General features: G+C 75.4%; 15 protein-coding genes and 1 pseudogene. 11 read left to right on the forward strand and 5 right to left on the reverse strand.

Features of this window, described 5'->3' with window-relative positions; translation table 11 throughout:
- The first annotated feature begins 7 nt into the window (after positions 1-7).
- Genes AB0H83_RS12755 through AB0H83_RS12775 form a run of 5 tightly spaced genes read left to right on the forward strand, consistent with a single transcriptional unit; the run spans position 8 to position 6,528 of the window.
- Positions 8-1,141, forward strand: coding sequence for a hypothetical protein (locus AB0H83_RS12755; protein ID WP_360091461.1), 1,134 nt, complete (start codon positions 8-10; stop codon positions 1,139-1,141).
- The gene (locus AB0H83_RS12760) at positions 1,138-3,348 is read left to right on the forward strand and encodes a tetratricopeptide repeat protein (RefSeq protein WP_360091464.1); all 2,211 of its coding nucleotides are present in this window, start codon (positions 1,138-1,140) and stop codon (positions 3,346-3,348) included. The genes AB0H83_RS12755 and AB0H83_RS12760 overlap by 4 nt, the downstream gene beginning before the upstream one ends.
- Complete coding sequence (locus tag AB0H83_RS12765) at positions 3,345-4,367, forward strand: protein phosphatase 2C domain-containing protein (protein WP_360091467.1); 1,023 nt, start codon at positions 3,345-3,347, stop codon at positions 4,365-4,367. The genes AB0H83_RS12760 and AB0H83_RS12765 overlap by 4 nt, the downstream gene beginning before the upstream one ends.
- Entirely contained in the window at positions 4,364-5,686 is a 1,323-nt protein-coding gene (locus tag AB0H83_RS12770; RefSeq protein WP_360091470.1) for a VWA domain-containing protein, read from the forward strand. Before AB0H83_RS12765 ends, AB0H83_RS12770 begins: the two co-directional genes overlap by 4 nt.
- Before the next feature lie 11 nt (positions 5,687-5,697).
- Entirely contained in the window at positions 5,698-6,528 is an 831-nt protein-coding gene (locus tag AB0H83_RS12775; RefSeq protein WP_360091473.1) for an FHA domain-containing protein, read from the forward strand.
- A gap of 81 nt (positions 6,529-6,609) precedes the next feature.
- Here the strand turns inward: AB0H83_RS12775 and AB0H83_RS12780 are convergent.
- Positions 6,610-6,816 (reverse strand): annotated as a pseudogene (locus AB0H83_RS12780) (DUF6010 family protein); the annotation flags it as partial.
- 207 nt (positions 6,817-7,023) lie between these two features.
- Between AB0H83_RS12780 and AB0H83_RS12785 the strand changes: the two are divergent.
- Together AB0H83_RS12785 and AB0H83_RS12790 are read left to right on the forward strand one after the other, a co-directional pair.
- On the forward strand, positions 7,024-8,409 hold the full coding sequence (locus AB0H83_RS12785) for a serine hydrolase (protein WP_360091476.1): 1,386 nt from the start codon (positions 7,024-7,026) through the stop codon (positions 8,407-8,409).
- A gap of 99 nt (positions 8,410-8,508) precedes the next feature.
- A complete protein-coding gene (locus AB0H83_RS12790) occupies positions 8,509-9,072 on the forward strand; it encodes a DUF3558 family protein (protein ID WP_360091479.1) in 564 nt (187 codons plus the stop codon).
- Positions 9,073-9,077: 5 nt separating this feature from the next.
- Here AB0H83_RS12790 and AB0H83_RS12795 read toward each other — a convergent pair whose 3' ends face one another.
- Both AB0H83_RS12795 and AB0H83_RS12800 read right to left on the reverse strand, forming a co-directional pair.
- Positions 9,078-9,521, reverse strand: a complete 444-nt coding sequence (locus AB0H83_RS12795; RefSeq protein WP_360091482.1) for a hypothetical protein — start codon at positions 9,519-9,521, stop codon at positions 9,078-9,080.
- The gene (locus AB0H83_RS12800; protein WP_360091485.1) at positions 9,472-10,719 is read right to left on the reverse strand and encodes an EI24 domain-containing protein; all 1,248 of its coding nucleotides are present in this window, start codon (positions 10,717-10,719) and stop codon (positions 9,472-9,474) included. Before AB0H83_RS12800 ends, AB0H83_RS12795 begins: the two co-directional genes overlap by 50 nt.
- Before the next feature lie 143 nt (positions 10,720-10,862).
- Here AB0H83_RS12800 and AB0H83_RS12805 point away from each other — a divergent pair, with 143 nt between their 5' ends.
- From AB0H83_RS12805 to AB0H83_RS12815, 3 genes are read left to right on the forward strand one after another with little or no spacing between them, the layout of a single operon-like run.
- Positions 10,863-11,099, forward strand: a complete 237-nt coding sequence (locus AB0H83_RS12805) for a hypothetical protein (RefSeq protein WP_360091488.1) — start codon at positions 10,863-10,865, stop codon at positions 11,097-11,099.
- A gap of 40 nt (positions 11,100-11,139) precedes the next feature.
- On the forward strand, positions 11,140-11,631 hold the full coding sequence (locus tag AB0H83_RS12810) for an HAD domain-containing protein (RefSeq protein WP_360091491.1): 492 nt from the start codon (positions 11,140-11,142) through the stop codon (positions 11,629-11,631).
- Between the two features lie 29 nt (positions 11,632-11,660).
- Positions 11,661-12,014 carry a hypothetical protein gene (locus AB0H83_RS12815; protein ID WP_360091494.1) on the forward strand — a complete coding sequence of 118 codons (354 nt, stop codon included), beginning with the start codon at positions 11,661-11,663 and terminating at the stop codon, positions 12,012-12,014.
- A 10-nt stretch (positions 12,015-12,024) separates the two neighbouring features.
- Here the strand turns inward: AB0H83_RS12815 and AB0H83_RS12820 are convergent, their stop codons facing one another.
- Entirely contained in the window at positions 12,025-12,633 is a 609-nt protein-coding gene (locus tag AB0H83_RS12820) for a LysM peptidoglycan-binding domain-containing C40 family peptidase (RefSeq protein ID WP_360091497.1), read from the reverse strand.
- 38 nt (positions 12,634-12,671) lie between these two features.
- Positions 12,672-13,859 carry an acyltransferase gene (locus AB0H83_RS12825; protein ID WP_360091500.1) on the reverse strand — a complete coding sequence of 396 codons (1,188 nt, stop codon included), beginning with the start codon at positions 13,857-13,859 and terminating at the stop codon, positions 12,672-12,674.
- A 108-nt stretch (positions 13,860-13,967) separates the two neighbouring features.
- Here AB0H83_RS12825 and AB0H83_RS12830 point away from each other — a divergent pair, with 108 nt between their 5' ends.
- A complete protein-coding gene (locus tag AB0H83_RS12830) occupies positions 13,968-14,423 on the forward strand; it encodes a hypothetical protein (protein ID WP_360091502.1) in 456 nt (151 codons plus the stop codon).
- The last annotated feature ends 1 nt before the right edge of the window (position 14,424 follow it).

Consider the following 14,424-nt stretch of genomic DNA (forward strand, 5'->3'; position numbering starts at 1 on the left):
CCCCGGCATGAGGACCGGCACCGACCTGGCGGTCACGCAGCTGGCGGCCGCGCACGACCGGCTGGCGGCGGCGCTGTACACCGTGGACACCCACCCGGCGCACGCGTTGCTGCGCGGCGTGCAGGTGCGCGGCGCGACGGCGCGGCTGTGGTCCGGGGTCGACGTCGGGCGGCTGTGGTCGGGGTTCGCCGCGGCCGGCGACGTGCTGCAGCGGCTGCGGGCACTGTCCGGGCGGTCCCGCGCCGCCGACGCCGCCCGCATCCTCGCCGCGCCCGTGCCCGCCGACCCGCTCGACGGCCTGCCGGACCTGCCGCCCGCCGCGTTCGTGGCCGACCTGGAGCGGCAGTGCGCCGAGGCGGCCAGGGCCCTCGACCGGATCGGCGCGGCCCGGGCGGCGCTCACCGAGCGGCTCATCGAGCTGGACACCGCCCTTGAGGCGGCCGTCGCCGCGCACCACCGCCTCGGCGCCGACCACGCCGCGACCACCGGCCCGCTGCGGTCGCGGCTGCAGCAGGTGTACGCCGATGCCGTGCGCGACCCGCTCAGCGTCGACGAGGCGGCCTGGGCGGCACTGCGTGAGGACCTGGCCCGCACCGTGCGGCGGCTGTCGGAGCTGGCGGCGCTGCGGGTCGCGCTGCCGGGCCGCCTGGCCCGCTTCGACCTGCTCCTCAACGCCCTGACCGCCGCGGAGCAGCGGGCCCGCGAGGCGCACGCGGCCGCCGTGGCGAAGATCGCCGACCCGGGCCTGCCCGACCCGGTCGCCGCCCACCCCCGGTGGCAGGCCGCGGTCGCCGACGCGGTGCGCGCCACCGACGCCCTCGATCTGGACGCCTGGCCGGCGCTGGACCGGCGCCTCACCACCCTCGACCGCGACCTGTCCGCCGCCGTCACCGCCGCCGAGGACCGGGCCAACGCCGCCGGCGGCCTGCTCGACCGGCGCGAAGAGCTGCGCGGCCGGCTCGAGGCGTACCGAGCCAAGGCGGTCCGGCTCGACCGCGTCGAGGACCCGGCCCTGCTCGAGCGGTACAGTGCCGCCCGCGAGCTGCTGTGGGCGGCGCCGTGCGACCTGCGGGCGGCGACCAGGGCCGTCTTCGCCTACCAGCAGGCGCTGTCCGGCGCCGCCGAAGGGACACCGACATGAGTCAGTGCGCGCAGCCTGGCTGCCCGGGCTCCTACGACGAGGACGGGTACTGCGACGAGTGCGGCCACAAGCAGGCCGGTGCCGCGGCGCCGGTCACGGAGGGCACGACCCCCTCGGGCGGTGCCTCCGGGCGCACGTCGGGCCGCACGGCCGGGCGCGGGCGGGGCGCCGCGCCGCTGGTCGCGCTGCCCGCGATGCCGCGCCGCGATCCGGCCGGCGCGGTCCTGCCCGACCCGCAGGTGCCCGAGCACCGCCGGTTCTGCGGCAGCTGCGAGCAGCCCGTCGGCCGCTCCCGCGACGACCGGCCCGCGCTCGTGGAGGGGTTCTGCCCGAACTGCCGCACCCGGTACAGCTTCCGTCCGTCGCTGCCGCCGGGTGCCGTGGTCGCCGGCCGGTACGAGGTCCTCGGCGCCATCGCCTACGGCGGCCTCGGCTGGATCTACCTGGCCCGGGACCGCAACGTCGGCGACGAGGTCAGCGACCGCTGGGTCGTGCTCAAGGGCCTCATCGACTCCGGCGACCCGGACGCCACCGCCGCCGCGATCGCCGAGCGGCGCTTCCTCGTCGAGGTCGATCACCCGTCGATCGTGAAGATCTACGACTTCGTGTCGCATCCCGACCCGCGCAGCGGCGACCGGGTCGGCTACATCGTCATGGAGTACGTCGGCGGCCAGTCGCTGCGCGACATCTTCCTGGCCCGCCCGGTCAGCGGCGGGGTCCGCCAGCCGCTGCCGCTGCCGCAGGTCATCGCCTACGCCCTGGAGATCCTGCCGGCGCTGGGCCACCTGCACGAGCGGGAGCTGCTGTACTGCGACTTCAAGCCCGACAACGCGCTGCACACCGACCAGCGGGTCAAGCTCGTCGACCTCGGCGCCGTGCGGCGCGCCGACGACGACGCCAGCGCCGTGTGGGGCACGGTCGGCTACCAGGCGCCCGAGGTCGCCACGGCCGGGCCGTCGGTCGCCTCCGACCTGTACACCGTGGCCCGGTCGATGGCGGTGCTCAGCTTCGACTTCCGCGGCTTCACGACCACGTTCGTGGACCGCCTGCCGGACCCGGCGACGGTGCCGCTGCTGGCCCGCGAGGAGTCCTACCACCGGCTGCTGCTGCGCGCCACCGCCCCCGACCCGGCCCGCCGGTTCGCCTCGGCGGCGGAGATGGCCGAGCAGCTCACCGGGGTGCTGCGGCAGGTGCTCAGCGCCGCCGACGGGCTGCCCCGCCCGAGCGTGTCGACCCAGTTCACCGGCGAGCGCCGGGCGTTCGGCACCGCGGCCGGCGTCATCACCGCCGGTGCGGCGGCCGGTGCGGGTGCGGCGCGGCCCGCGGAGGCGGAGGTCGTCGCGGCGCTGCCCGTGCCGACCGTCGACCCCGCGGACCCGGGCGCGGCGCTGCTGGCCACCATGCAGACCGTCGACCCGGCCACGCTGTCGGCGGCGCTGTCCTCCGCCGGCGCCGACGGTGTCGAGGTCGCCCTCGCCGTCGTCCGCGCCCGCATCGCCGCCGGTGACCTCGACGGCGCCGCCGCCGACCTGGCCGACGTGCGCGACCCGGACTGGCGCGTCGACTGGTACCGCGGCATGATCGCCCTCGCCGCCGCCGCCGCCCGGCCCGGTGAGGCCAGGGCCGCCTTCGACGCCGTCTACGGCGCGCTGCCCGGTGAGCTCGCCCCGCAGCTCGCACTCGCCGCCGCGGACGAGGCGGCCGGCGACACCGACACGGCGCTGCGGCGCTACACGGCGGTGTGGCGCACCGACCGGTCGTTCGTCAGCGCCGCGTTCGGCGTCGCCCGCATCCTCGCCGGACGCGACGAGCTGCCCGGCGCCGTCGCCGTGCTCGACGCGGTCCCCGACAGCTCCAGCCACAGCGTCGCGGCGCAGGTCGCCGCGGTCCGGGCCCGACTGGCCGCGCCGGCGGACCGCCTCGCCGAGCCCGACCTGCTCGATGTCTCCGGCCGGGTCGAACGCCTCGGCCTGGACGTCGAGCGCCGCGCCCTGCTCACCGTGGAGACCCTGCGGACCGCGCTGGCCTGGGTCCAGGCGGGCAACGCCGGCACCGCGACCGTGCTCACCCACCGGCTGTCGGAGCGGGACCTGCGCCTGGGCCTCGAACGGGCCTACCGGGTGCTGGCGAAGGTCGCCCCGGACCGGGACACCCGCATCGAGCTGGTCGACCAGGCCAACCGGGTCCGTCCGAGGACCTGGCTGTGACGGTCGCCTGCCCGGCGTGCGCGGTGTCCACCGTGGACGGCGACCGCTTCTGCGAGTCCTGCGGCACCGACCTGTCCGCCCCGACCGGCCCGTCCTTCCCGCCACGGCCGCCCGCGGGCGCCGGGGAGCCGGCCGGCGCGGCCGTCTGGCGCTCGTCGCGGGCGGCGGACGGCCCGTGCGCCGCGTGCGGCGGCCCCGCCGGCGCCGACGGGTACTGCGACGGCTGCGGCCTGCGCCGCGACGCCGGCCTCGAGCACGCCGAGGACGACCTGCCCGGGGTCACCGCCGTCACCGACCGGGGGCTGCGCAAGGGACGCAACGAGGACGCGTACGCGATCGGGGTCACCGGCGGCCGGCGGGCCGTCGTCGTCTGCGACGGCGTGTCCAGCGCACCGGACTCCGACACCGCCGCGACCACCGCCGCCGTCGCGGCGATCGAGGTGCTCACCGGCGGCGGCGACGTCGCGGCCGCGTACCGGGCGGCGTCGGCCGCGGTCGCGGTGCTCGCCGGGTCCGGTGCCCCGTTCGACGCGCCGGCGTGCACGTTCCTCGCCGCGGTCGTCGAGGACGGGCAGATCACCGTCGGCTGGGTCGGCGACAGCCGGGCGTACTGGCTGGACGGCGACGGGGCGCACTGCCTCACCGTCGACGACTCCCTCGCCGGGCAGCTCGCCGCCGCCGGGATCGACGCCGGGGCGCTGCGGCTGTCCGCGCAGGCGGCGGCGCTGACCCGGTGGCTCGGCGCCGACGCGCCCGCCGGGGACCCGCACCTGACCACGCTGCGCCCCACCACCGCCGGCGTGCTGCTGCTCAGCAGCGACGGGCTCACCCGGTACCCGGCGTGGACCGGCGCCGTCGGCGGTGACGGCGGCAGTGACGGCGGCGGCGGGGTGGCACAGCTCGCGCGGCGGCTGACGGCGTTCGCCCGCGACGCCGGCGGAGCCGACAACATCACCGTCGCCGCCGTCGCGTTCGACCCCGGACCGCCGGCGTCCGACCCTTCGAGAGGAGCGCCATGACCGAGCCGTCCAGCGGTGTCGTAGCGGAGGTCTTCCAGAACGAGTACCTGCCCGACGGCGCCACCCTCGTCGATGCCGTCGTCACCGTCACGGCCGGCGGTGGTGCGGGCGGGGTCGGTGCGGGCGGGGCCGGGCCGGCGCGCGCCGGTGCCCCTGCCGCCGAGGTCATCATGGTCGACTGCTCGGGTTCGATGAGCGGCGAACGGATCGTCCAGGCGCGCAAGGCCGCGGCCGTCGCCGTGGACACCCTGCGCGACGGCGTCGCGTTCGCCGTCGTCGCCGGCAGCGACTGGGCCCAGATGGTGTACCCGGAGCAGCAGGTCCTCGCGGTCGCCGGCGACGCGACCCGCAGCGCCGCGAAACAGGCGATCCGGCACCTGAAGGCCGGCGGCGGCACCCAGATCGGCGCCTGGCTCACCCTGGCCCGGGAGCTGTTCCTCGCCGACCGGGCCGAGATCCGCCACGCGATCCTGCTCACCGACGGGCGCAACGGCGAGTCCGCCCGCACCTTCCAGGCGGCCCTGGACCAGTGCGCCGGCCTGTTCGTCTGCGACAGCCGCGGCGTCGGGCAGAACTGGAGCGCCGCCGAGCTCATCAAGGTCGCCGAGGCGCTGCTCGGCACCGCCGACGGCATGAAGGACCCGGCCGGGCTCGAGGCCGACTTCCGGTCGATGATCGAGGCCGCGATGGGCAAGACCGTCGCCGGGATCGCGCTGCGCCTGTGGACCCCGGCCGGCGCCCGCGTCCGCTTCGTCAAGCAGGTCCACCCGGAGATCCTCGACCTCACCGGCCGGCGCACCGACGTCAGCGCCCGGGTCGGGGACTACCCGACCGGCGCGTGGGGCGCGGAGAGCCGCGACTACCACGTGTCCGTGCAGCTGGACCCCGGCACCGTCGGCGCGATCGGCGAGGAGAAGCTCGCGGCCCGGGTCAGCGTCGTGCGCAGCGACGAGGTCCTGGCCAAGGGGCTGGTGCGGGCCGTGTGGACCGACGAGATCGCGAGGTCGAGCAAGCTCAACAGGCGGGTCGCGCACTACACGGGCGCCGCCGAGCTCGCCTCGGCGATCCAGGAGGGCCTCGCCGCCCGCGAGGCGGGCGACACGGTCACCGCGACCGCCCGGCTGGGCCGCGCCGTGCAGCTGGCGACCGAGTCCGGCCGGTCCGACACCGTGCAGCTGCTCGCCCGAGTCGTGGAGGTCCAGGACGCGCACACCGGCACGGTGCAGCTCAAGCGCCGGTCCGAGAACAAGGACGTCGACATCGACGCCGAGATCGCGGCGCTCGGGTCCCGCAAGACGACCCGCATGCGACCGAGCTGAAGGAGACCGCCATGGCCGCCTGCCCGAAGGGCCACGAGTCGGAGACCACCGACTACTGCGACGTCTGCGGTGCCGCCATGGCGGCCGCCCGGCCACCGGACGCGCCGGACCCGGCCGCACCGGCATCGGCACCGGCAGCGTCGGCGAGGCCGGCGGTGTGCCCGGAGTGCGGCACGCCGATGACCGGCCGCTTCTGCGAGGTCGACGGCTTCGACGCCCTCGCCGTCCCGGCGCCGCAGGGTGTCGCCGCCCCGCCGGCGGGCGTCCCAGCGCCGCACGGTGTCGCCGCCCCGCCGGCGGGCGTCCCGGCGCCGCCGGCTGAGCTCGCGCCGGCGGGTGAACCGGCGGTGCCGCGGAACGCGGTCCCGGCGCCGGGGCAAGCCGCGGCGACTGAGCCGCCGGCCGAGGTCCAGGCGGCGGGGGAGACCGCGCCGGCCGGCTGGCACGTCGTGGTCACCGCCGACCGCGCCCACTTCGACCGGGTCGAGGCATGGAACGGCCCCGACCCGACGATCGCCTTCCCCCGGTTCTGCCCCGTGCGCCGCTTCCCGCTCACCGGCGAGCAGGTCCTCATCGGCCGGCGCAGCCGCTCCCGTGGCAGCTACCCCGACATCGACCTGGCCGGCCCGCCCGAGGACGTCGCCGTGTCGCACCTGCACGCCCTGCTCGTCGCGCAGCCCGGCGGCGGCTGGGCCGTGGTCGACCTACGCTCGGCGAACGCCACCTTCGTCAACGGGGCCGACGAGCCCATCCAGCCCGAGCTGCCCGTCCCGCTCGCCGACGGCGACCACGTCAACGTCGGCTCGTTCACCCGCATCACGGTGCACGCGACGCCGCTGTAGCCGGCGGGCGACGTCCACGACGGACGGCCCGCCGGCGAAGCACCACAGCGCGATGACCGGGTCGCAGATCGCGCACCCGAACGACGAGTCGTGCGCGAACGGCAGCAGCGGCTCACCCCGTACGTGGTGCGCCACGTCCCACGCGGTGTGCAGCAGCCAGGCGACCCCGATCCACCGCCACGACGACAGCCCCCGGAACGCCACGACGGTCGTCACGGTCGTGAACGCCAGCTCGAGCGGCCCGAACGTACCGCCGCTGATGTACGCCGCGCCGGCCCCCGCCACCATCAACGCGTTGAACGACCGGCGGTGCCGTTCGGTACGAACGAGTTGGCTGCCGCGTAGAGCAGCCCCATGAGCACGGGCGCCAAGATGACCATGCCGCGACGCTAGGCCCGCCACCGGCGCCGCGACAGCGCCCCGCCGGCCAGGTTGCGACGGGTTCTCGCCGCCGCACCGTCACCCGTCGCGCCGGCGTCGTCGTAGGGTGGGCCCGTGGATGCGTCCGTGGAGGGGTTCGTCGCCGAGGTCGGGAAGCTCGGCGTGCACAGCTTCATCTGGCTGCGCCGCGGCGAGACCGTCGCCGAGGGGTGGTGGCGCCCGTACGAGCCGGAGCGCCCGCAGACCCTGTACTCGCTGAGCAAGAGCTTCACCTCCACCGCGGTCGGGCTGGCCGTCGCCGAAGGGCTGCTGGGCGTCGACGACCTCGTCGCGGACCACCTGCCCGGCGGCGGCGACCTGCGCGGCATGCGGGTGCGGCACCTGCTGACGATGACGACCGGCCACGACACCGACACGGCGCCGCTGATGGACCTCGACCCCGACGGCGACTGGGTCCGCGGGTTCCTGCGGGTGCCGGTCGTGCACGAGCCCGGCACCCGGTTCGTGTACAACAGCGGCGCCACGTATGCGCTGTCCGCCATCGTGCAGCGGCGCACCGGCCGGACGCTGCTGGACTACCTGCGGCCGCGGCTGTTCGAGCCGCTCGGGTTCGGCCCGGCGGCCTGGGACACCTGCCCGCGTGGGGTCAGCCTCGGCGGCTGGGGACTGCGGCTGCGCACCGCCGACCTGGCCCGGTTCGGTGAGGTGTACCGGCTCGGCGGGCGCTGGCAGGGCCAGCAGCTGGTGCCGGCCGAGTGGGTCGCAGCGGCCACCGCGCGCCAGGTGCCGACCGGCGGGCCGGACGTCTCGCCGGACTGGCAGCAGGGCTACGGCTACCAGTTCTGGCGTTGCCGGCACGGCGCGTACCGCGGCGACGGCGCGTTCGGCCAGTTCGTCATCGTCATGCCGGCCCAGGAGTCGGTCGTGGCGATCACGTCCGGCGCGCCGGACATGCAGGCCGTCCTCGACGCCGTCTGGCGGCACCTGCTGGACGCCGCGCCGGCGCCGCAGACTCCGCCGCGGGTGGAAGGGCTGGTGCTGCCCACCCTGACCGGCGACACCGAGCCCGCCACCGAGCCGGCCGCCGACCTGCCCGGCCGCCGGTTCCGCGTCAGTGACCCCGTCGCGCCGCCGCGGCGCGGTGGCCGGCCGCCCATCGACCAGCCCTCCCGGATCGCCGGTTTCGCCGTGGTACGCGCACCGCACGGCTGGGTCGCGGAGCTGGACGACGAGCACGGCGCGCACCGGTTCACCTGCGAGCCCGGCCGCTGGCACGCCGCGACGATGCGCACCGCCGACGGGGAGGTGCACCCGATCGCCACCACCGGCGGGTGGCGCGGCCCGGCGACGTTCGAGTGGCGGGTCTGCCACACGGCGGAGCCGTGCACCCGCACGTACACCGCGGACTTCGACGACACCGGGGTCATCATCCGTGCGGAGGACTCCGTCGGGTTCGACTTCACCGTCCACTCGCCGGTGCGGGCGATGCCAGCTGGCTGAACGTCCCGGAAAAGTGCCAGGTGGCGCGGCGGCGGGCGGGAGGTGACCGGTGACCGGTCAAGGTGGGATCACCAGATCGCGCAGCCCGGAGGAGCCCCCATGTCGCGCCACCGCACCCACGCCGCCCTGCTGACCACGACCCTGCTGACCGCCGCGCTCGGCCTCGCCGGCTGCGGCGTGCTCGGCGCCGCCGGGGACACCCCGACGCCCGCCTCCACCACCGGTGCCGCCGCCACGACCGGCGCGGCCGCCGCCAGGAGCGGCGCGCCGACCCCCACCAAGAGCGCGGCCCCGGCCGGGTTGCCGGACATCTGCACCCTGCTGACCAAGACCGAGGTCACCGGCCTCACCGGGCAGAAGGTGACGCTGATGAGCAACGAGGGCGGCAACAGCGCTGGCTCCCGCTACTGCCAGTGGCAGCTCACCAGCGGCCAGCTCGACGTCGCGGTCACCGTGGAGACCCGCCAGCAGTTCGACGTGCAGAACAAGCAAGCGCAGCAGGTCGACGGGATCGGCGAGGCCGCCTACTCCCTGGCCGGGCACCTCTACGTCTACGCCGCCGGCAAGGTCGTCGACGTCTACGCCACCTCGGCTGGCAACGACGCCGGCAACCTCAAGGTCGAGCGGCGCACCGCCGAGGCGATCCTGCCGAAGCTCGCGTAACGGCCTCAGCCGATGCGCACGACGATGACCTCGTCGTCGGCGACCTCGGCGACGCAGTCGTGCAGCAGGATGATCACGTCCCGGCCAGCGGCGCCGGCCTCGGCCGGGTCGAGCTCGATGCGGTCCTCGGCGAACCGGTCGCGGAACTCGGCGTCGTCGAACGCATCCGGGTCCAGGCTCGGCAGGAACTCACGGTGCTGCGGCGTGAGCAGCACCGTGAACCGGTCGTCGTCCTCGGGCACCTCTCCCAGCAGCCGGTCGTACTGCGACGTGTGCAGGGTGATGCCGCGGTCGCCGAGCAGCTCCAGCACGGGCAGGATCACGTAGGCGGACCAGTCGAAGGACACCTCCAGCGGCGTGCCGAGCTTCTCCAGCACGGCGGCGGGATCGCGGGTGAACTCAGGGACCGACGTTGCCTTGAGGGAGTTGAAGGTGACCACTGCCGACATGGCCCCGACCGTACCCCAGCCGTGGATCCGCCCACGGCGCGGGCGGCACCTTGGGCGGCACCGGGGCCGGCGTCGCGGCCGCGAGCATGCGCCGGTGCAGCATGACCGCGCCGACCAGCGCCGACGGCGCGGTCACCAGGTACAGCAGCGCGCCCGGCGCGGCGAAGATCTCCGGGATCGGCACGATCACCAGGAACCGCAGCGACAGCACCGGCAGGATCAGCGCGACCAGGCTCATCATCCCGAACCCGGTGACGTACGCCCGGTGCCGCCACGCGAACCCCAGCTGCTGCTTCGCGCCGCGCACCCCGTGGTGGTGCATCGACACGGCGAGGACCAGCACGCCGATCAGGAACCCGTTGAAGACCAGCCCGACGCCGAACGCGACCGCGAGGTTGAAGCCGGGCAGCAACAGCAGCGGCAGGCAGATCAGCCAGCCCAGGTGCAGCACCAGCGTCACCACGACCGTCTGGCGCAGGCAGACCCCGGTGGCCCGCCACCACGACGGCGGCACCACGTCGGGGCCGTCGGTGCGCCGTACCACGCCGCGGGTCATGAACGGCAGGAAGAACGCGCCGAAGAACATCGTCACCGGCACCGTCAGCGCCGTGACCAGCAGGTGGAACGCGGCCTCGGCGGCCCAGCGCATGACCCAGCCGAGCGCCCAGCGCAGCGCCGAGGGCCAGCTGGCGACGAACCCGAGCAGCCAGTCGACGGCGAGATTGATGAACGCCGACACGCCCTTCTCCACCGACAGCAGGCACAGGGCGGTGAGCACGACCGGCAGCAGCACCCAGAACCACAGCGCCGGGGTCCGCACGAACATCGCGAAGCCGCGCCAGAAGTACCCGATGCCGATGAAGAACCGCCCGACGCTGCTGGCGGCTCGCTTCGCCCCGGCGACGGTGTGCCGGCTCGCGACCCCGGCGGCGCCGGCGACCCGGACGGCGGCGGCCTGCGCGGCGGCCTGCGCGACCTGGGCCGCCTGCGCGGCGATCTGGGCGGCCTGGCCGGCCTGCGCGGCGGCCTGGGCAAGGTGACCGGCCTGGGTACGGTCGCGCTCGGCGCGGACCGGGTCGAGCATCTGCGTGCCGGGGCCGGACGGCTGGACCAGGTCCCCGGCCGGCGGGGGCGCCTGCACCGGCGGCACGTACGGCGCCGCGGGTGGCGCCGAAGGGGCGCGCAGCTGCTCGTCCAATGAACCTGACCTGCCTCTTCGCCGTCGGCTGGGACGCGATAAGACGCAGAGCGTAACGACTACCGTTCGGTACGTCGAGGCGCACCCGGCGGTACCCCGTCCGTGTGTACCGCTGACCGGCCGGAACTTCGTAGGGTCGTCGGGTGGTGACGAACGGCGCGTCGAGGCTCGGCATCGACTTCGGCACCTCCACCACCGTCGCGATGCTCGCCGGCGCCGACGGCCGGGTCGTGGTACTGGACGCGGCGGGCCGCCGGCCGGTCGCGTCCACCGGCCCGACCGGCGCCCCGATCCAGTCGCTCGCCTTCAGCCCCGCCGGTGCCTGGCTCGGCACCGGCGACAGCCGCGGCATGATCCGCCTGCACCCGATCCGCCGCTGAGCCGGCGTCCCTTGTGGAGCGTCCCCGGTACTCTGGCTCGATGCGGCCCGTGCTGTTCCTCGACGTCGACGGCCCGCTGATCCCGTTCGGCGCGGTGCAGCACCGCGCGCCGGCGTCGGCGCGCATCCGTCGGGCGGCCCGGGGCAACCCGCTGCTCGGCCGGCTCGACCCGCGGCACGGTGCCTGGCTGGCGGCGCTGCCGTGCGACCTGGTCTGGGCCACCACGTGGGGCGCCGAGGCGAACGAGGTGCTCGGCCCGCTGCTCGACCTGCCCGCGCTGCCGGTCGTCGACTGGCCCGACGGGGACGACCCGCCCGGGCCGGTGCACTGGAAGACGCGCGGGCTGCTCGCCTGGGCGGCGGGGCGGCCGTTCGTCTGGGTCGACGACGAGATCGGCGGCGCCGACCGGGACTGGGTCGCCGCGCACCACCCCGGACCGGCGCTGCTGCACGCCGTCGACCCGGGCCGCGGGCTGACCAGCGACGACGTCACGGCCATCGCCCGGTGGCTCACCTGCGTGCCCGGGTTTTGAGCGGGCCGCGGCGCGGGTACCGCCCAGGTATGGCCGAATACGAGGCGAACCCGGCGGCGGTGGCGTACATCCGCAGGCTGATCGACGCGCGCCAGTACGTGCTGGACAGTGACTGGGGCGCGGTGCAGCCGAAGGCCGAGGAGCAGAACGCCTTCCTGGAGCGGCACTCCTGGCAGGAGTACGCCCGCTGGCACCTCGGGCTCACCGTGGGCGCGAAGGACGAGACGAAGGCGCGGTACGCGTTCGTCTGCGGCGACCTGCGCCGGGTGCACCGCAGCGGGCTGATCGCCTGCGTGTACCGGGCCTCGGAGTGGCGGCACAAGGCGGTCGAGCTGGCCGCGCACGACCTGCTGCAGCAGCTGGACGAGGTCTCCGCGCGCTGAGGCGCGCGGATCAGTCCGGCGGCCGGACGAACGCCACCACCTTCTCGGTGCGCGGCAGCGGCTGCTGGCGCACGGTGACGCCGGTGTGCCCGGCGTTGACGACCTGGCCGTCGCCGACGTAGAGCATCACGTGCCCGCCGTTGTTGGTGAAGACCAGGTCGCCGGCCGCCAGCTGGTCGCGGGTCACCCGCTGTCCGACCTTGATCTGGTCGTACGTGACCCGCGGCAGCCGCACGCCGGCCGCCTGCCAGGCCCGCATGACCAGCCCCGAGCAGTCGAAGGTCTCCGGTCCCGCCGTGCCGAAGCGGTACGGCTTGCCGATCTGCGCCTTGGCGTAGGCGACGGCGACGGCGACCCGGGCGGCGCGCGTGGACTCCGACAGGATCAGTGTCTGACCGATTCTGATCAGGGTCGAGGCGCCGAGGTTGTTGAGGCGCTGGAGTTCGGCGACCGTGGTGCCGTTACGGCGGGCGAGCCCCCACAGGGTGTCGCCGGCCTGCACGAGCACCGTCTGCGCCGCGGCCGGCGGGGCGGGATTCGCCCGGGCGGTGGCTGCCGGTGCGAGCCCGATGACGGCCGCGGTGAGCACGGTTGATGCCTTGAGCCAAGCTGAAGCCATGAACGGAACATAGCGAGCCTTATTCGGATAAGTCCGCCTTATCCGAATATTCGCATCCTGCGCGGCGGCCGCTCGAACCGGTGGAACGCCGCCCAGCAGGCCGCGAGCACCAGCGCGAACACGGGCAGCCAGGCCAGCCTCGCCGCCATCCAGGCCGGCGTGTCGGGCACGGTGTGCAACCCGGGCCGGGTACCGTCGACCAGCAGCGTGACCGCGATCATCGCGGTCTGGTGCCACAGGAACACGGTCATCGCCGACAGGTTCAGCAGCGCGACGCCGGCCCACACCCGCGGGCGGCGCAGCAGCGCCCGCAGCGGCCCGAGCAGCAGCAGCGCCAGCCCGCACTGGGCCAGGCCGAACGTGACCGCCGTCAGGGTCGGCGGGTTGAGGTTGGACACGCCCTCGCCGGGCACGCCCACCATCGACGCCGGGTAGCCGAACCAGCGCACCAGCACCACGGTCGCGGCGGCGCCGCCGAGCAGCAGCCGCCAGCCGGTCCGCCGCACCGCCGCCGGATCCGACCCGCCGCCGGACATCCCTGCCCCGGACGCACCGCCGCCGGATCCCTCGGCGGACCCGCGGGGGGTCAGAGTGCCGGCCAGGGCGCCGCGCGACCAGGCGATGCCGAGACAGAACGGCACCAGCCAGCCCGCGGCCAGGTTGACCCAGCCGATCCACTGCGGCCCGAGCGGGCCGAACCGCAGCACGTCGACGGCGGCCACCACGCTCAGCGGCCACTGCCAGTGCAGCCGCGCCACCAGCGGCGTCGCGGCGGTCAACGCGGCGAACACCAGCAGGAACCACAGCGGCGACAAGACCAGCTTGACCAGGGTGTGCACGGTTCGGTCGGTCGCGCCCGTGGCGATCAGCACCGCCACCACCACCGCCCACCCGCCCAGCAGCGGCGGCACCGGCCGCAGCAGCCTGGTCAGCCGCGCGGCCAGCCAGCGGCGGTACGGCAGCGTCCGCGGCCGCCCAGCCGTGTAGCCGCCGACCAGGAAGAACACCGCAAGGGTCTGGAACAGCCACGACACCGGCGCCAGCTGCGGCAGGAACCGCAGCGGGCTGGCGCCGCGCACCGTGCCGCCATCGGTGACCAGCGCGGTCACCAGCCAGTGCCCGAGGACCACGCCGCCGATCGCGAGGGCGCGCAGCCCGTCCACGGCGCGGTCACGGGTCGGCGGGGTCGCGTCCACCACCCGGTGGACGAGTGCGTGCAAGGTCATGGATCGACGGTAGGGAGCGGCCGGCCGCACCGTCGTCACGCTGCGGGACTGTCTCGCCGTAGCTCCCCGGTACTACATCGCTGGGCGGCTTCCGGTATCAAGGTGGTCATGAGACGTCTCTGGTGGTGGCTCGGCGGGATCGCCGGCGTGCTGGTCGTGATCGTCGGGTATCTCGTCGCGACGGGCTTCCCGGCCCGCTCCGACGCCCTCGCCGAGCGGCAGGCGGGCACGTGTGCGCTGCTCTCCGGCGGCGCGCCGGGCGCGACCGTGCAGGGCACGCCCTACGGCACGGTCACGTCGTGCATGATGCTGGGCCGGCGCACCAGCCTGTCGGGCGACCCGGACGGCACCGTGTTCGTGATGGTGGAGACCGACCGTGGCCCGGTCGCGCTACGCGTCGAGTACGACGGTGCCGGCGACGGGTACACCGCCGACGCCGTGGAGATCCACCCCTACCTGGCACCGGGCATCTCCGCCGACACCGGCAACCGCATCAAGGACGGCATCACCCAGCGCGGCGGGCTGCGAACCGGGCCGTGGCGGGTGCATCCCGTGCAAGGCTGAG

Origin of the sequence: Dactylosporangium sp. NPDC050688 (assembly GCF_040654515.1) — a bacterium.
In the GTDB taxonomy this organism is placed as follows: Bacteria; Actinomycetota; Actinomycetes; order Mycobacteriales; family Micromonosporaceae; genus Dactylosporangium.

Coding starts and splice junctions, on each gene's coding strand:
- AB0H83_RS12790 (WP_360091479.1), top strand. CDS start 8,509: ATGTCGCGCCACCGCACCCACGCCGCCCTGCTGACCACGACCCTGCTG.
- AB0H83_RS12795 (WP_360091482.1), bottom strand. CDS start 9,521: ATGTCGGCAGTGGTCACCTTCAACTCCCTCAAGGCAACGTCGGTCCCT.
- AB0H83_RS12775 (WP_360091473.1), top strand. CDS start 5,698: ATGGCCGCCTGCCCGAAGGGCCACGAGTCGGAGACCACCGACTACTGC.
- AB0H83_RS12830 (WP_360091502.1), top strand. CDS start 13,968: ATGAGACGTCTCTGGTGGTGGCTCGGCGGGATCGCCGGCGTGCTGGTC.
- AB0H83_RS12760 (WP_360091464.1), top strand. CDS start 1,138: ATGAGTCAGTGCGCGCAGCCTGGCTGCCCGGGCTCCTACGACGAGGAC.
- AB0H83_RS12755 (WP_360091461.1), top strand. CDS start 8: ATGAGGACCGGCACCGACCTGGCGGTCACGCAGCTGGCGGCCGCGCAC.
- AB0H83_RS12820 (WP_360091497.1), bottom strand. CDS start 12,633: ATGGCTTCAGCTTGGCTCAAGGCATCAACCGTGCTCACCGCGGCCGTC.
- AB0H83_RS12825 (WP_360091500.1), bottom strand. CDS start 13,859: ATGACCTTGCACGCACTCGTCCACCGGGTGGTGGACGCGACCCCGCCG.
- AB0H83_RS12815 (WP_360091494.1), top strand. CDS start 11,661: ATGGCCGAATACGAGGCGAACCCGGCGGCGGTGGCGTACATCCGCAGG.
- AB0H83_RS12810 (WP_360091491.1), top strand. CDS start 11,140: ATGCGGCCCGTGCTGTTCCTCGACGTCGACGGCCCGCTGATCCCGTTC.
- AB0H83_RS12770 (WP_360091470.1), top strand. CDS start 4,364: ATGACCGAGCCGTCCAGCGGTGTCGTAGCGGAGGTCTTCCAGAACGAG.